This window comes from Rummeliibacillus pycnus, assembly GCF_002884495.1.
GTDB classification, from domain to species: Bacteria; Bacillota; Bacilli; order Bacillales_A; family Planococcaceae; genus Rummeliibacillus; species Rummeliibacillus pycnus.
In genome coordinates this window covers 286348-300976 of record NZ_KZ614145.1, presented here as the reverse complement: position 1 = coordinate 300976, position 14629 = coordinate 286348, and the positions used below count along the sequence as shown (strand labels likewise).

At 37.4% G+C, this 14629-nt stretch carries 19 protein-coding genes and 1 other annotated feature; of the genes, 1 reads left to right on the top strand and 18 read right to left on the bottom strand.

Annotated elements, in window-relative coordinates; all coding sequences use genetic code 11:
* Positions 1-7 precede the first annotated feature (7 nt).
* The 8 genes from CEF14_RS01525 to CEF14_RS01490 form a co-directional block, all read right to left on the bottom strand.
* A complete protein-coding gene (locus CEF14_RS01525; protein ID WP_102691211.1) occupies positions 8-229 on the bottom strand; it encodes a hypothetical protein in 222 nt (73 codons plus the stop codon).
* Between the two features lie 157 nt (positions 230-386).
* On the bottom strand, positions 387-659 hold the full coding sequence (yajC, locus tag CEF14_RS01520; protein WP_102691210.1) for a preprotein translocase subunit YajC: 273 nt from the start codon (positions 657-659) through the stop codon (positions 387-389).
* 45 nt (positions 660-704) lie between these two features.
* On the bottom strand, positions 705-1847 hold the full coding sequence (gene tgt / locus CEF14_RS01515) for a tRNA guanosine(34) transglycosylase Tgt (RefSeq protein WP_102691209.1): 1143 nt from the start codon (positions 1845-1847) through the stop codon (positions 705-707).
* A gap of 3 nt (positions 1848-1850) precedes the next feature.
* Positions 1851-2900 (bottom strand): tRNA preQ1(34) S-adenosylmethionine ribosyltransferase-isomerase QueA, encoded by a 1050-nt coding sequence (queA, locus tag CEF14_RS01510; RefSeq protein ID WP_102691208.1) that lies wholly within the window; start codon positions 2898-2900, stop codon positions 1851-1853.
* 79 nt (positions 2901-2979) lie between these two features.
* Positions 2980-3984 carry a Holliday junction branch migration DNA helicase RuvB gene (gene ruvB, locus CEF14_RS01505; RefSeq protein WP_102691207.1) on the bottom strand — a complete coding sequence of 335 codons (1005 nt, stop codon included), beginning with the start codon at positions 3982-3984 and terminating at the stop codon, positions 2980-2982.
* Positions 3985-4004: 20 nt separating this feature from the next.
* A complete protein-coding gene (ruvA, locus tag CEF14_RS01500; RefSeq protein ID WP_102691206.1) occupies positions 4005-4625 on the bottom strand; it encodes a Holliday junction branch migration protein RuvA in 621 nt (206 codons plus the stop codon).
* Positions 4626-4763: 138 nt separating this feature from the next.
* Entirely contained in the window at positions 4764-5627 is an 864-nt protein-coding gene (locus tag CEF14_RS01495; protein ID WP_102691205.1) for a phosphotransferase, read from the bottom strand.
* Positions 5628-7007: a LysM peptidoglycan-binding domain-containing protein gene (locus CEF14_RS01490; protein WP_170061398.1), complete on the bottom strand. Its 1380-nt coding sequence runs from the start codon at positions 7005-7007 to the stop codon at positions 5628-5630.
* 135 nt (positions 7008-7142) lie between these two features.
* Here CEF14_RS01490 and CEF14_RS01485 point away from each other — a divergent pair, with 135 nt between their 5' ends.
* Positions 7143-7676, top strand: coding sequence for a transcription repressor NadR (locus CEF14_RS01485; RefSeq protein WP_211284549.1), 534 nt, complete (start codon positions 7143-7145; stop codon positions 7674-7676).
* A gap of 96 nt (positions 7677-7772) precedes the next feature.
* Here CEF14_RS01485 and pheA read toward each other — a convergent pair whose 3' ends face one another.
* The 10 genes from pheA to minD all read right to left on the bottom strand — a co-directional run bounded on the left by pheA (position 7773) and on the right by minD (position 14629).
* A complete protein-coding gene (gene pheA, locus CEF14_RS01480; protein WP_102691203.1) occupies positions 7773-8654 on the bottom strand; it encodes a prephenate dehydratase in 882 nt (293 codons plus the stop codon).
* Between the two features lie 15 nt (positions 8655-8669).
* Positions 8670-9125 carry an ACT domain-containing protein gene (locus CEF14_RS01475; protein ID WP_102691202.1) on the bottom strand — a complete coding sequence of 152 codons (456 nt, stop codon included), beginning with the start codon at positions 9123-9125 and terminating at the stop codon, positions 8670-8672.
* An 18-nt stretch (positions 9126-9143) separates the two neighbouring features.
* On the bottom strand, positions 9144-10433 hold the full coding sequence (gene obgE, locus CEF14_RS01470) for a GTPase ObgE (RefSeq protein ID WP_102691201.1): 1290 nt from the start codon (positions 10431-10433) through the stop codon (positions 9144-9146).
* Positions 10433-10975 carry a Spo0B domain-containing protein gene (locus tag CEF14_RS01465; protein WP_102691200.1) on the bottom strand — a complete coding sequence of 181 codons (543 nt, stop codon included), beginning with the start codon at positions 10973-10975 and terminating at the stop codon, positions 10433-10435. The genes obgE and CEF14_RS01465 overlap by 1 nt, the downstream gene beginning before the upstream one ends.
* 187 nt (positions 10976-11162) lie before the next feature.
* The gene (rpmA, locus tag CEF14_RS01460) at positions 11163-11459 is read right to left on the bottom strand and encodes a 50S ribosomal protein L27 (RefSeq protein WP_102691199.1); all 297 of its coding nucleotides are present in this window, start codon (positions 11457-11459) and stop codon (positions 11163-11165) included.
* A 12-nt stretch (positions 11460-11471) separates the two neighbouring features.
* Complete coding sequence (locus CEF14_RS01455; RefSeq protein ID WP_102691198.1) at positions 11472-11813, bottom strand: ribosomal-processing cysteine protease Prp; 342 nt, start codon at positions 11811-11813, stop codon at positions 11472-11474.
* 17 nt (positions 11814-11830) lie between these two features.
* A complete protein-coding gene (rplU, locus tag CEF14_RS01450; RefSeq protein WP_102691197.1) occupies positions 11831-12139 on the bottom strand; it encodes a 50S ribosomal protein L21 in 309 nt (102 codons plus the stop codon).
* 13 nt (positions 12140-12152) lie between these two features.
* Positions 12153-12227 (bottom strand) — a sequence feature (ribosomal protein L21 leader region).
* A 35-nt stretch (positions 12228-12262) separates the two neighbouring features.
* Complete coding sequence (locus CEF14_RS01445; RefSeq protein ID WP_102691196.1) at positions 12263-12880, bottom strand: M50 family metallopeptidase; 618 nt, start codon at positions 12878-12880, stop codon at positions 12263-12265.
* Entirely contained in the window at positions 12880-13401 is a 522-nt protein-coding gene (locus CEF14_RS01440) for a peptidoglycan DD-metalloendopeptidase family protein (protein ID WP_102691195.1), read from the bottom strand. Before CEF14_RS01440 ends, CEF14_RS01445 begins: the two co-directional genes overlap by 1 nt.
* Before the next feature lie 430 nt (positions 13402-13831).
* A complete protein-coding gene (gene minD / locus CEF14_RS01435) occupies positions 13832-14629 on the bottom strand; it encodes a septum site-determining protein MinD (protein WP_102691194.1) in 798 nt (265 codons plus the stop codon).

Below are 14629 nucleotides of genomic sequence, written 5' to 3'. Positions count from 1 at the left end.
TTATGCATTACAAGAAAATCGAAATCACTATAACAGCTAGCACACACATCAGTAAAATAAAAATAATGTAGCCTAAGGAAAGTATCCATTTTGGCTTCGAATGTACTTTTAAGTTCATTCCCTTACGATTTTGTTCCATTCGTTGTTTTGTTTTTAAACGATAATGGATTGTATCATCAAAACCTGACTGTTCTATTTTATTTTTTGTATTCAATTGTTTTTTAGCCATCGCCATCGCTTTCCTTTCAACATGTTGAATAGTAATATAATTCTACAAAAACACCAAAAAGCCTTTATTTCTATTCGAAATAAAGGCTTTTACTTTTATAGATAGTATTTTGCATTGTCATAATTTCATTCAGATTACTGTTTTTTTGTAACGAGAATTATTTTGTTGCTCCATCTACTACTTTACCAATTGCAGCTCTTTCAAAACGTAATTTAGAACCGTCTTCAACTTTAACTAGCACGGATGTGTCATCGATTGCTTCGATTTCACCGTGCAATCCACCGATAGTTACGACTTTGTTACCTCTTGCTAAATTACTTTGCATAGCTTGAGTGTTTTTACGTTGTTTTTGTGCTGGACGGATTAACATAAAATACATCAATGCAAAAATAACGATCATTGGTAAAATTGCTTGTAATTGTGATCCCATATCTATATCTCCCCCTTTCTCTCTCTAGCATGTATTATACAAGAATCAGAAATTTTTTGCATTTGGTTTATTAAAACCATATTGTTCAAAGAATTCTTCACGGAAATCACCAAGACGATCTTCACGAATCGCTTGACGTACTTTACGCATTAAATCTTGTAAGAAGTAAAGATTATGATATGAAGTTAATCGGATACCAAATGTTTCATCTGCTTTGATTAGATGACGAATATAAGCACGTGAATAGTTTTTGCAAGTATAGCAATCACAATTTGGATCAAGTGGACCAAAATCACGAGCAAATTTCGCATTCTTCACAACTAAACGTCCTTGACTTGTCATACATGTACCATTACGGGCAATACGAGTTGGCAATACACAGTCGAACATATCAATGCCTCGAATGGCACCGTCTATTAATGAGTCTGGTGAACCTACTCCCATTAAATAGCGAGGTTTATCTGATGGTAGTAATGGTGTTGTATATTCAAGCATTCTATTCATGATATCTTTTGGCTCACCAACTGAAAGACCACCAATTGCGTAACCCGGGAAATCAAGAGATACTAGATCTTTTGCAGATTGTTTGCGAAGCTCTTCAAATTCTCCACCTTGCACAATACCAAATAATCCTTGGTCTTGTGGACGAGCATGTGCTTTTAAGCAACGTTCTGCCCATCTTGAAGTACGTTCCACAGAATTCTTCATATATTCAAACGTAGCTGGATATGGTGGACATTCATCAAATGCCATCATAATATCTGAACCTAGAGCATTTTGGATTTCCATTGACTTTTCAGGGCTTAAGAACAGCTTGTCCCCATTTAAATGATTACGGAAATGTACACCCTCTTCTTCAATTCGGCGAATATCACTTAGACTAAATACTTGGAAACCGCCAGAATCTGTTAAAATGGCACGATCCCAGTTCATAAATTTATGCAATCCGCCTGCTTCACGAACAATTTCGTGACCTGGACGAAGCCATAAATGATACGTATTACTTAAAATGATACCAGCGCCCATTTCTTTTACTTCTTCAGGTGCCATTGTTTTAACAGTTGCTTGTGTACCAACTGGCATGAATGCTGGTGTTTCGAAAGAGCCGTGCGGTGTATGCACAATTCCTAGTCTTGCGCCTGTTTGCTTATCAGTTTTGATAAGTTCATATCGGATTGGTTGAGACATTTATTAATTTCCTTTCTTTGCTTTTGGTCGAATAAACATCGCATCACCGAAACTGAAGAATCGGTATTTATTCTCTACAGCGATTTTATATGCATTTAATACATTTTCACGTCCTGCAAGTGCACTGATCATCATAACAAGTGTTGATTTTGGTAAATGGAAGTTTGTAATCATCCCATCAATTGCTTGATATTCAAAACCAGGATAAATAAAGATAGTTGTCCATCCTGATTCTGGAACAATTTCTCCGTTATGACGATGAGCAATAGTTTCAAGAGTACGCGTTGAAGTTGTACCTACTGCTATCACACGACCACCATTAGCTTTTGTATCATTAATAATTTGCGCTGTTTCTTTTGATAAATTATAAAATTCAGCATGCATATCATGTTCTTCGATATTTTCTACACTTACTGGGCGGAACGTACCAATCCCTACGTGTAGAGTTAAGAATGCTACTTTTACACCTTTTGCTCGGATTTGATCTAATAATTCTTCTGTAAAATGAAGACCTGCTGTTGGTGCTGCTGCCGAACCAAGCTCTTTAGAATAGACTGTTTGATAGCGTTCTTGATCTTCTAGTTGTTCATGAATATAGGGTGGTAATGGCATAGTACCTAGTTTTTCAAGAATTTCAATGAATATGCCTTCGTAATTAAATTTAAACATACGACCACCATGTTCTAATTCACCAGTACATGTTGCTTTCAGTAAGCCATCACCAAAAGTGATTTCAGTACCTACTTTCACACGTTTAGCTGGTTTCACAAGTGTTTCCCACTCATCATCACTTGTTTGTTTTAGTAATAATACCTCAATATGAGCACCAGTTTCTTCTTTAACACCAATTAATCGCGCTGGTAATACTCGTGTATTGTTAAGAATTAAACAATCTCCTTCTTGTAATTCATCTAGAATCTCTCGGAAATGATGATGTGATACTTCTCCAGTTTCGCGATCTAATACCATCAATCGGCTTGATGCACGATCTTCAAGTGGTACTTGTGCAATTAATTCTTCTGGTAAATAGTAATCAAAGTCTTCTAATTTCATTGTAAACTTATACTTCCTTTTTATTATTTGGCTATGTTACTCGGACCGTGAATTTCAATCCAAATAACTTCGCCTATTATTATGATTCTGATGGATATGCATAACCAAAATGTTCATATGCAAGTGCAGTTACGACACGCCCTCTTGGTGTTCTTTGGATAAAACCTATTTGCATTAAATAGGGTTCGTAAACATCTTCGATTGTCATCGATTCTTCGCCAATACTAGCAGCAATCGTATCTAGTCCCACAGGACCTCCACGGAAGCGCTCAATCATATTCTCAATCAATTTATGATCGATATGATCTAAGCCAAGTGGATCCACTTGTAATAATTCTAGCGCATCTTGTGCTAAATTCAGCGTAATATCTCCATCTCCAATTACTTGTGCATAATCACGGACACGTTTTAACAAACGGTTGGCTATTCGTGGAGTTCCACGGGAACGCCTAGCTAATTCGCCTGCTGCACTTTTATCAGTATGGACACCAAATAATTCTGCACTTCTACAAACAATCTCAGTTAATGAATATTCATCATAGTAGTCTAATCGTAATAATACACCAAAACGGTCTCTTAGTGGAGCAGATAGCGCTCCGGCTCTAGTTGTTGCACCAACTAATGTAAAAGGAGGTAAATCCAGTCTGACTGAACGAGCTTGTGGCCCTTTTCCTACTACTATATCTAGACAAAAATCTTCCATTGCAGGATAAAGAACTTCTTCAATAGCTCTTGGTAAACGATGTATTTCATCGATAAATAATACATCACCTGGTTCGAGTGAACTAACAATTGCTGCTAAATCACCTGGCCGTTCAATTGCTGGTCCACTTGTCATGCGTATATTAACGCCCATTTCATTTGCAATTACTGTTGCAAGTGTCGTTTTCCCAAGACCAGGTGGGCCATAAAGTAAAACATGATCAAGACTTTCTTCTCGCATTTTAGCTGCTTCGATGAAAATTTTCAAATTGTCTTTAACCTTTTGTTGTCCGATATATTGTATTAGCGTCTGAGGGCGTAGTGAAAGCTCAAACTGATCATCATCCCTAGTAGCCTCACTTGATACTACACGATCATCCATAGCCCACTACCTCCTTTCTACTATTGTTGTTTTAACAGCAGTTTTAATGCTTGCTTCATATAATCCTCTGTTGTTTTTAAACGATCATCCTCATCTAATTGAGGACGTACTTTCGTCAATTCACGCTCAGAATATCCTAATGCTGCTAATGCCAAGAGTGCTTCTTCTAGCTCATGCTTGTTCGGATTTACTCCAAATAACGGTAATTCATCTTCTGCACTTGGTAATTCAACATTTTCAAGTAAGCTATCTAACTTCCCTTTTAAATCTAAAATCATTTGGCGTGCTGTTTTTTTGCCAACACCAGGGAATTTCACTAAGAATTTTTCATCTTCTTGCTCAATTGCAGAGATTACTTGAGTTGGATTACCACTTGCTAATATAGCTAAGGCTCCCTTTGGTCCAATGCCTGATACTTGAATCAGTTTACGAAATAATTCTCTTTGCTCTAATGACTTAAAGGCAAATAAGAGCTGCGCATCTTCTCGTACATGTAAATGTGTAAAGACTTTTACTTGCTCCTTTTTCACTTGAAAGGCAAATGGATTTGGCGTATATAATTGCCATCCTATTCCCTGTTGCTCTACCACAATATATTCCGGTGTTACACGAGTAACAGTTCCTATTATGTAGTCGTACATGGTCATTGCTCCTTTTGTTCAACGTTATCGATTATAGCATAATTTTAATTTTGTGATGATATGCTAGCCTAGCTATTACAGTGAAAAAAGATAGACCATAAAGAAGGTCTATCTTAAAAGACAAACATGTATTCTGTTTCACCTGCCACAATCATACCATAATTTTGACCAAGAAGAGAGTGCCACTTCCGTAAAGCGTATTAATTCCTCCACAAACGCTTGCTGTTTTTCAGTCATAACTGTTTTTACGTACATCCATTCTCTCAATAATTCGTTTGGAAAACGCAATGTTTGTAAATATGTTGCTGGTATTTGTTTTAGTAAAGGCTGTTCATTGAGTAATGTATTTAGGTTATAGTTCACATGTGGTAATACGCGATGTATCCACATGATAAGCTCTTCCTCCGGATGTCCATATGCAGCAAGATCAAAGTCTATTATAAAATTCTTTCCTTTAGAATCCTTCAAAAAATTATGATGTACTACATCTCCATGAAGTATCGTTTTCGGACTCTGTAAGGGCTCTATTTGTTTAAAACCTTTTAGCGCTTCTTGAGCATATAATATAAGTTGATTACAGTTTTCTGCACCAAGATATACTGATACTTGTGTATAATGCAAGATGAATTTTTGCAATCTGTCTTGCCATTTTAGTCTTAAATCATAAGGGGGTAAAAAATACTCATCTTTCGACCAGTCTACTTTTTTTCCCGTCTGATGTAGCTGATGTAAAAGAGCTAGGGAGTTTGTGCGATCAAATCTTGTTTGATAATTAAACGCCCTAGCATCCTTTATCCACGGTTGTATAAGTACGTTTTGATCTTCTAACACAATTTTTGATAACGTATGTGGGAATTGCATGTCAGCAAGCTTTTCATGTATTGCTTTCACCTTTTTAGCAACTAATGGATTGTCATATTTTTTTACTACAAATTCCTCTTTTCCTGACTGACAATGCCAGACATTCGATTTAATCTTTCTTTTAAAGTCGAAATTGTTCACCTAACAAGACTCATATCCTGCTTGTGGGAAGTTTGGCATAAAGTATGGTTGTGGTTGTGGCCAATGGTGTGCCGGTGGGAATTCTGAACCACAATGTCCAGGCCACATCATTTGCTGATGCATCATTGGGTGATATGGCATTTGTGGTCCAAAATTCCATTGTGAATCAAAAACCTGTGGATTTTGCATTGCTGGCATGTGATGCCAAGGTTCTACATCATCTTGCATATGATGATGTTTGTATGATGATGATGATTCACATTCTCTTGTAGATTCTGGCATTTGCCAATGCGGTGGAGTCATAGATTCCATCATTGGCCCCTGCATTTGCCCCATCCAAGATTCATGCATAGGTGCCATTTGACCAGCCCATGGTGATACCATTTGATGTCCTCCACACCCACAATGGTGTTGTGGTGCCATTTGACCAGCCCATGGCGATACCATTTGATGTCCTCCGCACCCACAATGGTGTTGTGGTGTCATATGACCTGCCCATGGTGATACCATTTGATGTCCTCCACACCCACAATGGTGTTGTGGTGTCATATGACCTGCCCATGGCGATACCATTTGATGTCCTCCACACCCACAATGGTGTTGTGGTGTCATATGACCTGCCCATGGTGATACCATTTGATGTCCTCCACACCCACAATGGTGTTGTGGTGCTACAAATTGAGGATATGGCATCTGTACTGGTACTGGCATTGGGACTTGCATCGGTGCTTGTTGTACACATGGTTCGCAAGTAGGTTGTTGATATTCTTTTTCCGGTTGAATAACGAATTCCTCCTCGTGTTGTTCGATCATTTCAATCCTCGCTCTGACGGGGCGGTTTTCCTCAAATGGATGTACATGTGGGATTGGTTTTGGTTCCACAATTGGTATAGGTATTGGCTGTTCTATTATTTGCACTGGTTGCTGTATGATTGGCTGTTCTATTATTTGTATAGGTTGCTGAACAGGCGGTGGTTGAACCTTTGGCATTTCCTTTGGTTGAGCGATTGGTTTCTCCTTTGGTAACACCTTTGGTTGTTCTTTTGGATGTGCAATTGGTTGCTCCTTAGGCATCACTTTTGGCTGCTCTTTTGGCACCTTCTTCGGTTGCTCTTGTGGTCTAACATGATGTACTGGTTGTTCCTTAGGATGTACTTGATGAACTGGCTGTTCTTTTGGATGTGCTGTTGGATGCTCTTTCTGTGTATTCTTTGGTATTTCTTTTTTTGGTTCATCAGGCAAAAATAATTCCATCCCTGGAACAATGTAATCTGGATTTGCTAAATGGGCGTTTAATCTTTTCATATCCTCGAATGAAATTCCGTATTGCCTTGCAATTTTCCAGAGTGTTTCGCCCTTTTTGACAGTATGAACGCGCACATTTTTCCTCCTTCCGTCTTTATACAATATGAAAAGCATCGTTATTTGGACACTCGAATCTTATTTGTTTACGCCTTTCATGTTACACTATGTATGTAGAAGTACTATTTATGCTTGTATTTTGAGGTGTTATTGATGAAAAAATTACTGGGTGAAGAGCGAAGAACATTTTTATTAGATTTATTAAAAACAGAAGGAAAAGCAATTACAGGTACTGAATTCGCAAAAAGAACGAATGTATCAAGACAAGTAATTGTTAATGATATTGCCCTATTAAAAGCACGCAACGAGCCAATAGTGGCAACGAGTCAAGGCTATTTATATTTTAACCAACAATCTACCGTCCAAATTTACGAACGACAAATTGCAGCCTACCATACGGCTAATCAAACGGAAGATGAATTAAATACATTAGTGGATGCAGGAATTACAGTAAAAAATGTCACCGTTGAACATCCTGTCTATGGTGAAATCACCGCCAATATCATGGTTAAGAATCGATATGACGTTCAACAATTTATGAAGAAACTTCAAGAAACAAATGCAAGTCCACTAATGGCTTTAACTGACGGTGCACATCTACACACCATTTCCGCTCCGACTGAAGCTCAGCTTGATTTGGCTGAAAAGCTATTAAAAGAAAAAGGATATCTCCTTTCCAATAATTAGTTATTGTTGTAAGACGTTCAAATATGCAAAAGAACCTATGAAAAACAATTTGTTTTTCATAGGTTCTTTTGTTTTTGGGTAATTTAATCCCTTATTTTAATCTTTTGTGGAATGTTGCTTGTATGTAAAATAACTTCCCAATGATTTTACAGAACAACCTAACGCAGCAAGTTCTTCCATTGCACCTTTCATCATGGGTGTATTTTCATCTTCTAACAAATCCAATATAAAGAAATAATCTCCTAACCCTGTCTTTAAAGGTCTAGATTCGATTTTACTCAAATTTATTTGACGCCAAGCGAAAACAGATAAAATCTGATGTAATGCACCTGAACGATCATTAGGCAATTTTATCATAAGTGTTGTTTTGATCTGTTCTTCACGTTCTGCAAGTTCAATACGTTGGTTACTTCTAGAAAGTACGAAGAAACGCGTATGATTAAAATGGAAATCGTGAATTTTAGATTGAACAATCTCTAAGTCATAGGTTTTAGCTGCTGCCGAATTACCAATAGCCGCTATACACTCCTCTGGGTGTTGATAAACAAACTGTGCAGCTGCTGCAGTTGATGTTGTTTGATGTAAAGGAATGCCTCTAAAATGGTAATATAAATATTTGTGACATTGTGCTAAAGCGTGCGGATGGGAATATACCCCTTGGATATGATCCCAATTCGCTACTTGTTTTTTATGTACCATCAAATGTTGCTCAATTGGTGATAGTACTTCTCCTACAACATATAAATTGACCTCATGAAATAAATAGTCAATAGTTAGTGGAACACTGCCCTCTAAAGCGTTTTCTAATGGAACAATGGCTAAATCTACTTGACCTTCAGCCACAGCCTCAATACATTCTGGAATTGTTTTATAAGGAATCGTCGATTCATCTTTAAATAATTCTTGTGCTGCTAAATGTGTAAATGTACCTTCTGGGCCTAAATAAGCCACTCGATTTCCCCATTCATTGGATGCCAATTTGATAAAGCCCCCTTATAATGCGCCTGAACTAATTACCTCTGCTGATTCTACGAAGTCTAATTTCTTGAGATTTTGGATTAACTCGTCTAACTCCACATCCATAGCTGTAACATCTAATGATAATGTAACATTTGCACGACCTTGAATCGGAATTGTTTGATGGATGGTCAAGACATTACAATGTGTATCTGTAACTGTGGATAGAAGTCGAGCTAGTGTTCCTTTGCGGTCCTCTAGCTGTAGAAAAACTGTTAAAATACGTTCTTGTACAATAGAGTGAAAGGGGAAAACAGCATCTCGATACTTATAAAACGCACTTCTTGATAAATCGACCTGCTTAACAGCATCCCAAATAGAAGTTACAGCACCTGTTTGCAACAAGTGCTTTGCTTCTAAGGTTTTTTGCATGGCATCTGTTAAGACATCTTCGCGTACTAAATAATAGCGTTGATCTGCAACATTTTTCATCTTTTTCCCCCCTGAATACTACTCTATAAAATCAAACTCAAATTCTAATAAACGAACGGTATCTCCATTTTGAGCTCCTCGTTCACGTAATGCTTCATCGACACCCATGCCACGTAATTGACGTGAGAAACGACGTACTGATTCTTCACGGCTAAAGTCTGTCATTTTAAATAGACGTTCGATCGTATAGCCTGATAATACATAGGCACCATCATCATCACGAGTAATAACAAAATCTTCACCTTTTGCTTCATGTTTATATAGAACAGTTGCATCTGTTTCTTCATCTTCGATTTCATGAAGTGGGAATTCAGGTGTTTTGTCTAATAAGTCTGCAACTGCAAATAACATTTCTTTTAAACCTTGACGAGAAATTGCTGAAATTGGGAAAATGTGAGCATCATCACCAATTTGATCTCTAAAAACTTTTAAATTGTCTTCAGCGTCAGGCATGTCCATTTTATTTGCTACAATGATTTGTGGACGTTCTGTTAACCGCATATTATATTGTTCTAATTCTTTGTTGATTACTAAATAATCTTCGTACGGGTCGCGTCCTTCCATACCAGACATATCAATTACATGAACAATTACACGTGTTCGTTCAATATGACGAAGGAACTGATGCCCAAGACCAACACCTTCAGATGCACCTTCAATAAGCCCTGGAAGATCAGCCATCGCAAAGCTTCGGCCATCATCAATACGAACCATTCCTAAATTTGGTACGATTGTTGTAAAATGATATGCACCAATCTTAGGTTTTGCTGAAGTAACAACAGATAGTAATGTGGATTTTCCGACGCTTGGGAATCCAACAAGACCTACATCTGCTAGTACTTTTAATTCTAATATAACATTAAGTTCTTGTCCTGGCTCTCCCTTTTCTGAAAGTTCTGGCGCAGGATTTGCAGGTGTTGCAAATCGTGAATTACCACGGCCACCACGACCACCTTTTGCGATTACTGCTTTTTGACCATGTTCAACTAAATCTGCAATAACACGGCCTGTTTCTTCCTCAGTAACAACGGTACCAGGCGGAACAGAAACATATAAAGGTTCTGCTTTTTTACCGTGTTGGTTTTTGCTCATACCATGTTCACCGCGTTCTGCTTTAAAGTGACGTTTGTATCGGAAATCCATAAGTGTACGTAGACCTTCGTCTACAACAAATACGACATCACCACCATTGCCACCGTCACCACCAGCTGGGCCACCATTTGGTACAAATTTTTCACGACGGAAGGCTACCATACCATTGCCGCCATCTCCACCTTTAACATAAACTTTTACGTGGTCGACAAACATTAAATACCCTCCTTCTTGCTTACAATGACGTAGTGCCATTCTTGTTCTGAATATTGCTCATCTTCAATCGCTACTAACGGATGTTCAATTGTTTGATTGAAAACTTCTTTTTCGTTCCAATGGCCATTTGCATTAAACGAAATCTCAAATTGCTTCTCTGTTGCATAGATTTGCAAAGATAGTTGCTGCTCAGCAAACGGATCTAGTGATGGATAGATATGTGAAACTGATTGATCTAAATAATTATAAATCACTTCATCCAATCTCTCATCTACTTCATGTTCAATCATACATTGTATCGTAACATTGAAGTTCGGACAACGCCACCCCAATGTGTGGATCCATTCAATTGTTTTAGGTAAACCTAATTTATTGATATTGAAAAAGGTTTTACATTGTTCAGCAATCTGTTCAACAGATTCTTTCGCTGCTTCTGCTCTACCTAGATCAAGATTGATTTTAATTAGTTGAAGTTGATTCAAAAAGTCATGGTTTGCAAAACGTAGCACTTCATTTACGGTGAGTGTTTTTTCGTTCGTCATGTTTCACTCTCCTTTAATGAGATGTTCATTTTACAGTATACCAATTTTCAATTAAATTTTCTTCTATTAGAAAAAATTCGGCTTCCGCAAAATATAGCGAAAGCCGATTTTGATCTAGGATTACTAATTAGACAAGTTTTCTAGAAAGAAAAAGGACTGCAATGAATGCAGTCCTTTTGACTTTTCATTATGCTTCTTGAGCAACTGGGTACACGCTGACTTTACGTTTATCGCGACCGAAGCGTTCAAATTTAACAACGCCATCAACTTTTGCGAATAGAGTATCGTCACCACCGCGACCTACGTTTTCACCTGGGTAAATTTTAGTACCGCGTTGACGGTATAAAATAGAACCAGCAGTAGCGAATTGACCATCAGCACGTTTAGCGCCTAAACGTTTTGCTTCAGAGTCACGACCGTTCTTAGTAGAACCTACACCTTTTTTAGAAGAGAAGAATTGTAAATCTAAAGATACTAGTAACATATGTTCCACCTCCTAGATCATTTTATATTTTAATTCGATAAAATCTCCATAACTAGCAACCATCGTATAATACTGGGTTACCATTGTTTGAAGAATAATTTGCAGTTTCGCATCGGTTTCAGCGTCAAGATCGGCTTGATCGATTACACAGGATAAAAATCCTCCGTTTTCGCCTTGCTCGATGCCTGGTTGTAATTGTAGGATTTGTCCAATCGCATTCACCGTGCCAAAGGCAATGGCAGATGCGCCTGCACAAACTAAATCATGACCAGGTTCTCCTGAATAGGCATGACCTGAAATTTCAAATCCATAAGATTTACGATTTTCGTCGCTTTGGATTTCAACAGTAATCATATCTGATCACCCCACAATTAAGCGTTGATAGCTTCAACAACTAATTTAGTGTATGGTTGACGGTGACCTTGTTTACGACGGTAGTTCTTTTTAGCTTTCAATTTGAAAACAGTAACTTTTTTAGCACGGCCTTGTTTTTCAACTTTAGCTGTAACTGTTGCGCCTTCAACTACAGGAGCACCAACTTTAACTGTTTCTCCACCAACAAAAAGAACTTTGTCAAAAGTAACTACTTCACCAGCTTCTGCGTTGATTTTTTCAACGTAGATTTCTTGGCCAGCTTCTACTTTGATTTGTTTACCACCAGTTTCGATAATTGCGTACATAACTGCACCTCCTCAATAAACTCAGACTCGCCTTCAATAGGTGATCGCATGGATGCTTATAACCTTTTCAGTGCGGTTGTAGCACGGGTGCTACATAACATTAGAAATAGTACCATACTAAAACTATGACGTCAACCTATTTAATACTACGTTTTCAAAAGCTTGTTCGTATTTTCGATATCTAAAAGCCTTGATATTTTGGATAAGAAGCAATAAAAGAATGATGATAAAATAGATTGAACGTGGGAGATACCATATTGATAATATCAAACACGCTAGACAACATGACATAGATACTATTAAAAAAGAAGTTCTGGAGGCTAGTAATGATTTTTTTTCACTCCACACTAATTCTAAAATTCTCCCTCCATCTAATGGCCAGATAGGTAGTAAATTGATCAAAAGTAATATTTTCTGAATCGTTTGGAGTGGCCCATTCAAATTTTCAGGAAAAAAAAATGCTGCACTGAATAATAGTAATGTAGCTAATGGCCCTGCAATGGCAATTTTAAATTGCTGACTTTTGGTAATCTGCCATTTTGTAGCATATACGATTTCTCCACCATAAGGCATAATAGTGCATGATTTCACTTTTACACCAAGTACATAAGCTACAAATAAGTGTCCTAATTCATGCCAACATAAAGAAATAAACAGTAACGCATAATTAGAAAACTGCCCAGTCAAAATGAGCCATACGATTAGCGGTAAGAGTGTTGGATGCAGCTTTAGCTTTCCCATTACTTAAGCCAATCCTTTAATGAGCCAGGATCTAAAATGGCACCTCTTTGCTCTACTTGTAAATAGAATGTACCTGACTTCATGGAAGCTAAAGGTTCTCCCTCCCTAATAGATGTATATGGTAAATAGTCTAATGATTTTAGTAAACCATATGTTACACGTTCTCCTGTATCATATGTAATCGTCATTGTTTTCCCTAGTGATTTTGTATGTCCTGTAAAAATTACGAAACCATCATGCTTCGCATAAATCGTCAATGGTTCATCGTATGATAATAATACACCGTTCGAAAAAGCTTGCATGGTATTATAATCCCCGATATGAGAGTTTGCAACAGGTGCCATAACCGCTACTTTCTCTTCCTCATGAAATACTTGCTTTGTCCATTTCGAGAGAACAAATAAATCATCATTTGATAGCACATAGTCTGTCACATCACTTTTTATTATTTGCCTTTTTTCTAAAACAATTACGGTAAATAATAGCACGGCAATTACCATCGTTAACTTCCATTTTTTCATTCTCTACCCACCCCAAAATCCCTTTTTCTATTAGTTTATGAGTCAAATAGGGTAAACAGTACAGAAAGCCTCCTGATTTAAATAAAGAAAGAGGAGTCGATATGATGTAGCATTCTTTTAGGTCTTAAATGATCGCAGTACGCGGAATTATTCTTCTGAGAATGCGAGTAAAAAGAAAAATATCTTACGATTATCCTCGTCCAAATACTTATGAATACAATCAAAAATGTGGCTGCGAAAAATAAGAGTAATTAATTCTTTCACTAAATTTAAAGACATGAATTACTAAGTACACAAATACAATTTCAAAAGTCGCAAATAAATCGTCCGAGAACGCAAGTAAACTACTTTACTGGTCAGCACCTACTAAAAACCAAAAAAAGTCCCTAGAGAAAAAACTCTAGAGACTCTTTTGTTATGTAGCCAAACATTATTTAGCAAATAAAGATTTAAGTTTTGCAAAAACACCTTTATGTTCATTTTCTAATGACATAAGTGGTACAGACTCACCTAATATACGACGTACAATATTACGATACGCAATAGCTGCTTGTGTAGAAGGCTCCATCACAATCGGTTCCCCTTTGTTAGAAGAACGGATTACTTGTTCATCATCTGGAATAATCCCTAATAAATCAATCGATAGATGGGTTGTAATTTCATTTACATCTAAAGCATCGCCATTTTTCATTAATTGAGGACGAATACGATTGATAATTAGTTTAGGTGGTTCGATTTCTTCCTGTTCTAATAAGCCAATAATGCGGTCAGCGTCACGTACTGCGGAAATTTCAGGCGTTGTTACAACGATCGCTCTGTCAGCACCTGCGACAGCATTTTTATAACCTTGCTCAATTCCTGCTGGACAATCGATTAGAACATAATCAAAATCAAGCTTTAATTCTTCAACTAACGTCTTCATTTGCTGCGGAGTAACAGCATTCTTATCAGACGTTTGAGCTGCAGGTAATAAGAAAAGTAGATCATCAAATCTCTTATCTTTTACTAGCGCCTGCTGGACTTTACAACGCCCTTCAACCGTGTCTACTAAGTCGTAGATGATACGATTTTCTAAGCCTAAAATAACATCAAGGTTACGTAAACCGATATCTGTATCGATTAAACATACCTTTTTGTTTTGAAGAGCCAATGCAGTACCTAAATTAGCGGTAGTAGTTGTTTTCCCTACTCCACCTTTACCAGAAGTAATTACAATAGCTTCTCCCAC

What these genes read in the sequence shown, in the direction of transcription:
- CEF14_RS01440 (WP_102691195.1), bottom strand. Translation starts at nt 13,401, where the DNA reads ATGAAAAAATGGAAGTTAACGATGGTAATTGCCGTGCTATTATTTACC.
- tgt (WP_102691209.1), bottom strand. Translation starts at nt 1,847, where the DNA reads ATGTCTCAACCAATCCGATATGAACTTATCAAAACTGATAAGCAAACA.
- CEF14_RS01455 (WP_102691198.1), bottom strand. Translation starts at nt 11,813, where the DNA reads ATGATTACTGTTGAAATCCAAAGCGACGAAAATCGTAAATCTTATGGA.
- rpmA (WP_102691199.1), bottom strand. Translation starts at nt 11,459, where the DNA reads ATGTTACTAGTATCTTTAGATTTACAATTCTTCTCTTCTAAAAAAGGT.
- CEF14_RS01475 (WP_102691202.1), bottom strand. Translation starts at nt 9,125, where the DNA reads ATGAAAAATGTTGCAGATCAACGCTATTATTTAGTACGCGAAGATGTC.
- queA (WP_102691208.1), bottom strand. Translation starts at nt 2,900, where the DNA reads ATGAAATTAGAAGACTTTGATTACTATTTACCAGAAGAATTAATTGCA.
- ruvA (WP_102691206.1), bottom strand. Translation starts at nt 4,625, where the DNA reads ATGTACGACTACATAATAGGAACTGTTACTCGTGTAACACCGGAATAT.
- CEF14_RS01485 (WP_211284549.1), top strand. Translation starts at nt 7,143, where the DNA reads ATGAAAAAATTACTGGGTGAAGAGCGAAGAACATTTTTATTAGATTTA.
- CEF14_RS01445 (WP_102691196.1), bottom strand. Translation starts at nt 12,880, where the DNA reads ATGGGAAAGCTAAAGCTGCATCCAACACTCTTACCGCTAATCGTATGG.
- rplU (WP_102691197.1), bottom strand. Translation starts at nt 12,139, where the DNA reads ATGTACGCAATTATCGAAACTGGTGGTAAACAAATCAAAGTAGAAGCT.
- CEF14_RS01525 (WP_102691211.1), bottom strand. Translation starts at nt 229, where the DNA reads ATGGCTAAAAAACAATTGAATACAAAAAATAAAATAGAACAGTCAGGT.
- ruvB (WP_102691207.1), bottom strand. Translation starts at nt 3,984, where the DNA reads ATGGATGATCGTGTAGTATCAAGTGAGGCTACTAGGGATGATGATCAG.
- obgE (WP_102691201.1), bottom strand. Translation starts at nt 10,433, where the DNA reads ATGTTTGTCGACCACGTAAAAGTTTATGTTAAAGGTGGAGATGGCGGC.
- CEF14_RS01465 (WP_102691200.1), bottom strand. Translation starts at nt 10,975, where the DNA reads ATGACGAACGAAAAAACACTCACCGTAAATGAAGTGCTACGTTTTGCA.
- yajC (WP_102691210.1), bottom strand. Translation starts at nt 659, where the DNA reads ATGGGATCACAATTACAAGCAATTTTACCAATGATCGTTATTTTTGCA.